The sequence below is a fragment of the Mycobacterium sp. E2462 genome, assembly GCF_001672685.1.
Lineage (GTDB): Bacteria > Actinomycetota > Actinomycetes > Mycobacteriales > Mycobacteriaceae > Mycobacterium.
This window is the reverse complement of record NZ_LZKC01000430.1, coordinates 1-2,153: the sequence shown is the minus strand read 5'-3', so window position 1 is coordinate 2,153 and position 2,153 is coordinate 1. Positions and strand designations below refer to the sequence as shown.

Sequence of the window (2,153 nt, the reverse complement as noted above, 5' to 3'; positions counted from 1 at the left end):
GCCCGCCTACGCCGAGCGGGCCCGGCAGCTTGCCACCCGGATGACCGCACCGGCCCAAAGCGCCGCCGCGGCGGCCGATCTATTCGAAGACGCCGTGCGCCGTAAGTCGAGGGCCGCTGCGGCAAAGCCGCGCTGACCCGAACGCGGCCTCAGCGAGCCGGTTTGATGATCAAGCCCTGACCGGTGGGCAACGAGCAGACGCGCACGCCTAGCTCCTTGGCCACCTCGTCCATGGCGATGCGCTGTTCGTGCCGCCCCCGGTTGGCGTAGTCGTCCAGGAGCACGAAGGCACCGGGGGTGAGCCGGGGCCAGAAATGGCGCAGCGCCGCGACTTCCGGTGGAGCGCAATTCATGTCGATGTGCAGGTATGCCACCGACTCGGCGTCGACCTGGTCGAGCGTGTCCGGAACCGGACCGACGATGATGCGCTGATTGTGCCACTGCGCGAAATTCGCGCGGACGCCCTCCACGCCGTCGACGTACATTCCGCTGCGAAGGTTTTCCTGGCTTTTCTCCACGGCTCCGGAGTCGCGCTCGCTGTCGGTGACGAACCGAGGGTCGATACCGGCGAAGGTGTCGAGGAGATAAAACGTCTTGCCGAGGCGATCCCAGTCGAGGTACTCCATGATGGCGGTGCTCAAAAAGCCGTAGCTGACGCCACACTCGACGAAATCGCCCTCGAGGTGGCTCGCGCTAGCCGCCGCCCAGAGTCCGACATGCACCCGCCACTGCCACTGATACCAGTCGACGCCGCCAAGCGCGCGCGCACCACGGGCGTACGCCCGTTGAAAGTCGGGGTCTTTGAGGAAGGAATGGTCGTTGAACGTCACCAGCGCGTCGTTGGCGTAGACGTCGGGTAGCAGCGTGCGAGCGAGCCAGTACTCGGTCCGCACCCACCACAACCGAAGACGCGTGCCGCCCTTGAGCCCGTGTGCCACGGCGGCAACCATAACACTGGAAGGCGCATCGCCATCCGGAAACGCGGGGCTCTTTGCGTTACATCCCGGTCGCCGCTTCCGCCCACGGGACGACAAAACCCGGTCCTACGCTTGACGTTTCGCGAGGCCTGCCGCTACTTGCGCCACAGGACGCCGGTGCCGTCGATCTCGACGATCTCCCCGGTGACGCCGTGCTTCTCGCGGTAATCGGCGACGGCCTGACGACACGCCTTGATGGCGTGGTAGTCGTCGACGATGCAAAAGCCCCCCGGGGACAGCCGCGGGTACAGCGCGTCGAGCGCCTGGATGGTCGATTCGTAGAGGTCACCGTCGAGCCGCAACACCGCGATGCGCTCGATCGGCGCGTCCTGCAGCGTGTCCTTGAACCAACCCGGCAAGAACCGCACCTGGTCGTCGAGCAGTCCGTACCGCTCGAAATTGGCGCGGACCTCGGCCTGCGAGACGCCCAGGATGCGCGCGTGACGGTGCAGCCTGATTCCCTTGTCCGCCTTGTAATTGACGGTGTCCGGGGGCGGCACGCCCGCGAACGAATCGCACAGCCAGACGCTGCGCTTGTCGTCGCCGCGCGTCGCCAGCACGGCACGCATCAGGATCGATGCGCCGCCGCGCCACACGCCGCACTCGACGAGATCGCCGGGCACGTCTTCGTCGAGAACCGTCTCGACGCAATGTTGCAAGCTGGTGAGCCGCTGCATGCCGATCATCGTCAACGCGTCCGCCGGCCAATCCAGCCCGAGGTCACGCGCCTGCTTGTTGAAGGGGCGCTTCTTGACCAGGAGAAGATTGCGGGTGCTGAACAGGGGGCGGCCCAGGCGGTACAAACCAACCGGCACCAACTCGTCGCTGCCGTAGCGTGTGAGGTCGCGTCGGAGCAGATCAAGGTATGCAAACCGCGTGTCGTGATCGGTCACGGCCAAAATTGCCCCTTACTCCGCATCGGTGATCCCGTATGAGCCTAGACGCCTGTCGACGCCGTCAGTGCGTTTCGCAGTGTATCCGTCCACGTCGGCCCAACCGGCCAGGCATGGCGCCGCGGCCAGGTGGCGGGCCAGGCGCCTAACGACTTCGCCCCACTCGGGTGTCGTTGACACACCGACCCGAGCGGGCGAACTCTTCGAGCAGGTCCACGGCGTGGCCCGCGCTCTCGGATGGCTTGCTCATCCGCGTGGCCAGTTCCCGGGCACGCTCGGCGTA

Annotated in this window: 2 protein-coding genes; both read right to left on the bottom strand. The window is 66.3% G+C overall.

From position 1 onward, the window contains the following. Window positions 1-149: 149 nt before the first annotated feature. Window positions 150-950: a class I SAM-dependent methyltransferase gene (locus A5714_RS21900; RefSeq protein WP_068068434.1), complete on the bottom strand. Its 801-nt coding sequence runs from the start codon at window positions 948-950 to the stop codon at window positions 150-152. A gap of 122 nt (window positions 951-1,072) precedes the next feature. Further along, window positions 1,073-1,876 (bottom strand): TylF/MycF/NovP-related O-methyltransferase, encoded by an 804-nt coding sequence (locus tag A5714_RS21895; RefSeq protein ID WP_068068431.1) that lies wholly within the window; start codon window positions 1,874-1,876, stop codon window positions 1,073-1,075. Window positions 1,877-2,153 lie beyond the last annotated feature (277 nt).

Bases quoted from the DNA above. Each gene is read 5' to 3' on its own strand.
- A5714_RS21900 (WP_068068434.1), bottom strand. From the start codon at position 950: ATGGTTGCCGCCGTGGCACACGGGCTCAAGGGCGGCACGCGTCTTCGG.